Source organism: Allobosea sp., assembly GCF_030695125.1.
In the GTDB taxonomy this organism is placed as follows: Bacteria; Pseudomonadota; Alphaproteobacteria; order Rhizobiales; family Beijerinckiaceae; genus Allobosea.
The window spans coordinates 143,633-150,333 of sequence record NZ_JAUYTP010000030.1 but is presented as its reverse complement, the minus strand read 5'-3'; the positions used below and the strand labels follow the sequence as shown (position 1 = coordinate 150,333).

General features: G+C 68.6%; 7 protein-coding genes. 3 read left to right on the top strand and 4 right to left on the bottom strand.

The annotated features are described in order from the left end of the window. From Q8S38_RS11920 to upp, 3 genes are all read left to right on the top strand, one after another. Positions 1 to 728 (top strand): GTP cyclohydrolase II (locus Q8S38_RS11920; protein ID WP_305680644.1); only part of this gene is annotated, 728 nt, incomplete at its 5' end. Between the two features lie 4 nt (positions 729 to 732). Further along, positions 733 to 1,950, top strand: a complete 1,218-nt coding sequence (locus Q8S38_RS11915) for a URC4/urg3 family protein (protein WP_305680643.1) — start codon at positions 733 to 735, stop codon at positions 1,948 to 1,950. Positions 1,951 to 2,104: 154 nt separating this feature from the next. Further along, positions 2,105 to 2,746: a uracil phosphoribosyltransferase gene (gene upp / locus Q8S38_RS11910; protein WP_305680642.1), complete on the top strand. Its 642-nt coding sequence runs from the start codon at positions 2,105 to 2,107 to the stop codon at positions 2,744 to 2,746. A gap of 120 nt (positions 2,747 to 2,866) precedes the next feature. On the opposite strand, the gene Q8S38_RS11905 is transcribed toward upp, so the two are convergent. From Q8S38_RS11905 to Q8S38_RS11890, 4 genes are all read right to left on the bottom strand, one after another. Next, a complete protein-coding gene (locus Q8S38_RS11905; RefSeq protein WP_305680641.1) occupies positions 2,867 to 3,277 on the bottom strand; it encodes a DUF1236 domain-containing protein in 411 nt (136 codons plus the stop codon). A 160-nt stretch (positions 3,278 to 3,437) separates the two neighbouring features. Continuing rightward, on the bottom strand, positions 3,438 to 3,893 hold the full coding sequence (locus Q8S38_RS11900) for a DUF1236 domain-containing protein (RefSeq protein ID WP_305680640.1): 456 nt from the start codon (positions 3,891 to 3,893) through the stop codon (positions 3,438 to 3,440). 220 nt (positions 3,894 to 4,113) lie between these two features. Continuing rightward, on the bottom strand, positions 4,114 to 5,082 hold the full coding sequence (locus Q8S38_RS11895; protein WP_305680639.1) for a tripartite tricarboxylate transporter substrate-binding protein: 969 nt from the start codon (positions 5,080 to 5,082) through the stop codon (positions 4,114 to 4,116). 64 nt (positions 5,083 to 5,146) lie between these two features. Next, positions 5,147 to 6,700, bottom strand: a complete 1,554-nt coding sequence (locus Q8S38_RS11890; RefSeq protein WP_371125872.1) for a tripartite tricarboxylate transporter permease — start codon at positions 6,698 to 6,700, stop codon at positions 5,147 to 5,149. Position 6,701: the final 1 nt, after the last annotated feature.

Genomic DNA, 6,701 nt, shown 5'->3' with positions numbered 1-6,701 from the left:
GCATCGCCGAGCGCTTCGGCACGACCGAGGCCGAACTGCGCCGCACGCTCTTCGACCAGACCGGGGGGATGTATCCGGAACTGGTGACACGGCCGGACATCTCGGTCTTCCTGCCGCCGATCGGCAACATCACTGTCTATCTCTTCGGTGACGTGGCGAAACTCGGTGACCCCGGGACGTTCATCTCCGGGCGCCTGCACGACGAGTGCAACGGCTCCGACGTCTTCGGCTCCGACATCTGCACCTGCCGGCCCTATCTGGTACACGGCATCGAGGAGGCCGCCCGCGACGCGCAGGCGGGCGGCGTCGGCTTCATCGCCTACAACCGCAAGGAAGGGCGCGCTCTCGGCGAGGTGACGAAGTTCCTCGTCTACAACGCCCGCAAGCGCCAGGAGGGCGGCGACTCAGCCGCGACCTATTTCGAGCGCACCGAATGCGTCGCCGGCGTGCAGGATGCCCGCTTCCAGCAGCTCATGCCGGACGTGCTGCACTGGCTCGGCGTCACCCGGATCGACCGGCTGATGTCGATGTCGAACATGAAATACGACGCCATGGTCGAGAGCGGCATCGAGATCGGCGAGCGCGTCGCCATTCCCCCCGAGCTGATCCCGCTCGACGCCTCCGTCGAGATGGAGGCCAAGAAGGCGGCGGGCTACTATGCGCCCGATGGCGCCCCGGGCGACAACGCCCTCAAGGCGACCGTCGGTCGCGCCCTGGACAAGTTCTGACACGATGCCTGATCGCGATCCGGAGGCCGTGCGCCTCCTTCTCAAGCCCGCCATGATCCGCGCCCGCGCGCGGGAGATGCTGACCCTCGGCCGGGCCGGGCAATTGCTGCATTTCACGGTCCAGCCGGAGCGGCTGGAGGCCTGCGCCGACTATGTGCTCGACACGATCAAGGCCAATTACCCGACGCTGGAGATTCCCTTCCACGCCCGCTGGCGCCATTTCACCGTCGCCGGTGTCGATCGCTGGAGCGCGCTCGACCGGGCCGCGGGCTTCACGGACGCCACCGCGCGCGGGCGGGCGGCCTATGATCTCGCCATCGTCAGCGTGCTGCTCGATGCCGGGGCCGGGCCCGACTGGTCCTATCGCGATGCGCTGAGCGGCCAGGCCATTGCGCGCTCCGAGGGGCTGGCTCTGGCCTCGCTCGACATGTTCGCCGCCGGCCTCTTCTCCAGCGACCCGGCGCAGCCGCTGCGGGTCGACGCCACCGCGCTGAAGCGGCTCGACGCCGCCGCCCTGGCGGCGGGTTTCCAGGCCGGTCCGGACAACCCGCTGCTGGCGGTGGGGGGGCGCGCCGCGCTGCTCAACCGGCTGGGGGAGGAACTGGAGCGCCGGGGCCTGAAGCGTCCGGGCGACCTGTTCGACCGCTTCCTGGGCGCGGCCGAGACCGGCACCTTGCGCGCCAGCCACATGCTCAGCGAGGTGCTGGCCTGTTTTGGCGGCATCTGGCCATCGCGGCTGACGCTCGCCGGCATTGCGCTCGGCGACACCTGGCGCCACCCGCTGATCGCGCCCGAGGCCAAGACGGCCGGGCTCGTGCCCTTCCACAAGCTCTCGCAATGGCTGACCTATTCGCTGATCGAGCCGCTGCAATGGGCGGGCATCGCGGTCATCGACATCGACGACCTGACTGGACTGCCGGAATACCGCAATGGCGGCCTCTTCCTCGATACAGGCGTGATCGCGCTGAAGGACGAGGCCGACGCGGCACGTGCCCATGAGGCGGGCTCGACGCTGGTGGTCGAATGGCGCGCGCTGACGGTGGCGCTGCTCGACGAGATCGGCGCGCTGATCCGCCAGCGGCTGGGCCGCACGCGTGAAGAGTTGCCGCTCGCCAAGGTGCTTGAGGGCGGCACCTGGTCGGCCGGTCGGCGCATCGCGGCCGAGAAGCGCCCCGGCGGCGGCCCGCCCTTGACGATCATCAGCGACGGCACGGTATTCTGAAGTCAGCCGACAATCCCCTCAGCCCTCATCCTGAGGAGCGAGCAGAGCTCGCGTCTCGAAGGATGCTCCAGAGCGCACTGGATCATCCTTCGAGACGCCGCTTCGCGGCTCCTCAGGATGAGGGATGAGGCAAGGAAGAAGGGGAACAGAGCGAATGACCAAGCAGCAGGACGGGGTCACCGTCGTCGATCACCCGCTGGTCCAGCACAAGCTGACGCTGATGCGCGAGAAGGACCGCTCGACCAAGAGCTTCCGCCAGCTCCTCAACGAGATCGGCATGCTGCTCTGCTACGAGGTGACGCGCGATCTGCCGGTCGAGATGATCGAGATCGAGACGCCGCTCGAAAAATCGATGCAGCCGATCATCTCCGGCAAGAAGATGGTCTTCGCGCCGATCCTGCGCGCCGGCGTCGGCTTCCTCGACGGCATGCTGGAGCTCGTGCCCGCCGCCCGCGTCGCCCATATCGGCCTCTACCGCGATCCCGACACGCTGCAGGCGGTGGAGTACTACTTCAAGGCCCCCTCCGACGTCGCCGACCGCATGATCGTGGTCATGGACCCGATGCTGGCCACCGCCAACTCGGCGGTCGCCGCGATCGACCGGCTGAAGGAGCGCGGCGCCAGGGATCTGCGCTTCGTCTGCCTTCTGGCGGCGCCCGAGGGCATCGAGCGCCTGCGCGGCGCCCATCCCGAGGTTCGCATCTGGACGGCGGCGATCGACGAGAAGCTCAACGACCACGGCTATATCGTGCCCGGCCTGGGCGATGCCGGCGACCGGATGTTCGGCACCCGCTGACGCGCGTGGCGGCGCCGCTCGTCGCCGCCCGCCCTCGTACGAAGGCCCGCTCCCCTGCGGGCGCGGGCCTGTGGCGGTGCCGAAGCCCGGGCTGCGCGGATGCGGCCCGGACAGGGCGGATCAGTCGATGATCTGGACGATGCGGCGGGTACCCGGTTCGATCACGACGGCGCGGTCGTTGATGACCGTGTAGCGATAGCCCTGCGCGCCGTACCCGGCCGGCACCTCGCGATAGACGACGCCCTGCTCGGGCAGCACGATGCCGACGATGACCGGCTGCTCGTAGCGATAGGACGGCACGCGCTGCTCCATCACATAGGTCCGGAAGCGCGGCGAATCGTCGATCATGCTGCCGCCGGCGGGGTCGCGCTTCATCGGCCGGTTGTCGACCGTGCCGGGCATGGTGGTGCTCAGCGCAGGATCGCGGGTGGCGCCGCCGGCCGGGTCGCGGACGGCGGGGCCGGTGCTCTGGGCGAACACGGTCGCGGGCAGCACGACGAGGGCGGCGGCGACAGCGAAGGTCTTGATCATGGCTTGTCTTCCTTTGGGTTGACGGTCGGGTCTGCAACCCAATCGGGCAGGCAATGTTCCGAAATCGCCCATTGCGTGTGGCCGGCGGCGGCTTTGGCGACGAAAAGCCCGCCCCGTCTCCGGGGCGGGCGTCAAGGCAGCCGATCCGCTCGGCGGACGGTCAGTCGATGATCTGGACGATGCGGCGGGTGCGCGGATCGACCACCACCGTGCGGTCGTTCACGACCGTGTAGCGATAGCCCTGCGCGCCGTACTCGGCCGGAACCTCCCGGTAGACGACGCCGTCTTCCGGCAGCATGGCGCCGACCGCGACCGGCTCGGCATAGCGGTAGGACGGCACGCTCTGCTCGACGACATAGGTCCGGAACTTCGGCGAGGCGGCATCGCCGATGATGGCGCCCACCACCGCGCCGCCGACGCCACCGACCGCGGCACCGATCGGCCCGCCGACGATGGCCCCGCCGATGGCGCCCGAGGTCGCGCCGCTGAGCGCACCGCCCGCCGCGCCACCCGAGGGCTGGGTCTGCACCTGCGTCTGGACCTGGGTCTGGGTCTGGGCGAAGGCCGCGGCCGGGGCCGCAACCAGGGAGGCGGCGAGAGCGAGTTTCTTGATCATGGGAGTTCTCCTTCCGAGAGACAGTTCGGGGAGAAAACCGCCAGGCGGCCCTGCCTGTTCCGCGCCGCGCGGTCACAACATGTGTGCGCGCGTAACGCGTGTCCGGCGACGGCATCTGCCGGGTCTGGAACCGCCGGTGAAGCGCCGTCACCCTGCGGTGCCCTCAAACGAAAACGGCGGGCCCGAGGCCCGCCGTCCTGTCGTCTCAGGCCGAACCTTCTCAGCGCGGCGCGTTCTTCAGCGCCGGGTCGAGCTTGGCGGCATCGCGCTTGATCACGGCGGCGAAGCCATCGGGCGTGCGGTCGGTCGCCGTGGGGATCACCGCGCCGAGATCGAGCAGGCGCTTCTTGGTGCCCTCGTCGTTCAGGGCCTTGTTCAGCGCGTCGACGAGCTTGTCGACGGCCTCCTTCGGCATGCCCTTGGGACCGGCGATGCCGTTCCAGGCCTCGATCTGGTATTCCGGCAGGCCGGCTTCGGTCGTCGTCGGCACGTCGGGCAGGGCCGGCGAACGCTGCGGCGAAGCCACCGCGAAGGCCTTGATCGTGCCGGCCTTGATCTGCTCGGCGACGCTGACGATCTGGTCGCACATGAAGTCGATCTGGCCGGAGACCAGATCGTTCAGCGCCGGGCCGGTGCCGCGATAGGCCACCGCATTGAGCTTGGGCACGCCGAGCTGGCCCTTGAGCAGGGTGCAGGTCGTCCACGACACCGAGCCGAGGCCGGCATGGGCTTCGTTGAACTTGTCCGGATTGGCCTTCACGGCCGCCACGAAGGACTTCAGGTCGGTGGCCTCGATGTTCTTGCGGGCGACGATCAGGATCGGCGTGCCGCCGGCCAGACCGATCGGCTGCATGCCGTTGATCGGGTCGTATTTCAGGCCGGGATAGGTGGCGGGCGCCGCCGAGAAGGTGCCGAGATGGCCCATCGCGATGGTGTAGCCGTCGGGGGTTGCAGTCATCGCGCGGGTGATGCCCGTGGTGCCGCCGGCGCCGGCGACGTTCTCGATCACGATCTGCTGGCCGAGCGTCTTCGACATGTGGTCGCCGACGATGCGGGCGATGATGTCGGTCGGTCCGCCCGCTGCGAACGGCACGATCATCGTCACCGGCTTGTTCGGATAGGCCTGGGCATGGGCGGCGCCCGCGGCCAGGGTCAGGGCGGCGGCGAGGCCGAGTACGGTTTTCTTCATGGCGGTTCCTTCCTCGTTTTGGTTTTAGGCAAGGTGGGGCCGCGCATGACGCGCGGCAACCCCGTCATTCGGTGAACACTTCGTCGCGCTTCTTCGACATCGACGGCAGCAGCGCGATGACGAGCACGGCGATTGCCACCAGCAGCAGCCCCGCCGAGATCGGTCGCTCGACGAAGGTCATGAACGACCCGCGCGAGATGATCAGCGCCTGGCGCAGCTTCTCTTCCATCAGCTTGCCGAGCACGAAGCCCAGCAGCATCGGCGCCGGCTCGAAGCCGAGCTTGATCAGGATGTAGCCGAACAGGCCGAACATGGCGGTGAAGGCGACGTCCACCGGCTGGTTGTTCACCGAGTAGATGCCGATGCAGCAGAAGATCAGGATCGCCGGGAACATCAGGCGGTAGGGCACCTGCAGCAGCTTCACCCACAGCCCGATCAGGGGCAGGTTGATGACGAGCAGCATCAGGTTGCCGATCCACATCGAGACGATCAGGCCCCAGAACAGGTCCGGGTTCTTGGTCATCACCTGCGGGCCGGGGATGATGCCGTGGATCGTCATCGCGCCGACCATCAGCGCCATGACGGCGTTGGGCGGGATGCCGAGCGTCAGCAGCGGGATGAACGCGGTCTGCGCGCCGGCGTTGTTGGCCGATTCAGGCCCCGCCACGCCCTCGATCGCGCCCTTGCCGAAGCGCGACGGATCCTTGGCGATCTTCTTCTCGACGGTGTAGCTGGCGAAGGGGCCGAGCACCGCGCCATTGCCGGGCAGGATGCCGAGGATGGCGCCGATGCCGGTGCCGCGCAGCACCGGGTTGATCGACTGCTTGATGTCGCTCCAGCTCGGCAGCAGGCGGCCGATCTTGGTGCGGACGACGTCGCGCGCCTCGGGATTCTCGAGGTTGCGAAGCACCTCCGCGAAGCCGAACACGCCCATCGCCAGCACGGCGAAGTCGATGCCGTCGGCGAGCGGCGCGAAGCCGAAGGTCATGCGCTCCTGGCCGGTCTCGAGGTCGGTGCCGACGGTCGAGAGCAGCAGGCCCAGCATGATCATGCAGAAGGCCTTGAGGATCGAGCCGCGCGCCAGCACGACCGCGAAGCACAGGCCCATCACCATCAGCGAAAAGTATTCGGCCGGGCCAAACAGCAGCGCGAGCTTGGTCAGCGGCGCGCCCAGCGCCGCGATGACGACGGTGGCGACGCAGCCGGCGAAGAAGGAGCCGAGCGCCGCGGTGCCCAGCGCCACGCCGGCGCGGCCCTGCTTGGCCATCTGGTGGCCGTCCAGCGTGGTGACGACCGAGGTCGCCTCGCCGGGGATGTTGACCAGGATCGCCGTGGTCGAGCCGCCGTACTGCGCGCCGTAATAGATGCCCGCGAGCATGATCAGCGCGCCGACGGGGTCGAGCCCGAAGGTGATCGGCAGCAGCATCGCGATCGTCGCGATCGGCCCGACGCCGGGCAGCACGCCGATCAGCGTGCCGACGAGACAGCCGACGAAGCAGAGCAGGATGTTGATGGGCAGCGGAAGCGAGATGGCGCCCTGCAGGAAGGCCGGCGACCACCAGACGATCTTCCAGACGGTTGCGAAACCGAGGCCGAGATTGGCGAAAACGTCCATGATG

Bases quoted from the DNA above. Each gene is read 5' to 3' on its own strand.
- Q8S38_RS11900 (WP_305680640.1), bottom strand. From the start codon at position 3,893: ATGATCAAGAAACTCGCTCTCGCCGCCTCCCTGGTTGCGGCCCCGGCC.
- Q8S38_RS11905 (WP_305680641.1), bottom strand. From the start codon at position 3,277: ATGATCAAGACCTTCGCTGTCGCCGCCGCCCTCGTCGTGCTGCCCGCG.
- Q8S38_RS11895 (WP_305680639.1), bottom strand. From the start codon at position 5,082: ATGAAGAAAACCGTACTCGGCCTCGCCGCCGCCCTGACCCTGGCCGCG.
- Q8S38_RS11915 (WP_305680643.1), top strand. From the start codon at position 733: ATGCCTGATCGCGATCCGGAGGCCGTGCGCCTCCTTCTCAAGCCCGCC.
- upp (WP_305680642.1), top strand. From the start codon at position 2,105: ATGACCAAGCAGCAGGACGGGGTCACCGTCGTCGATCACCCGCTGGTC.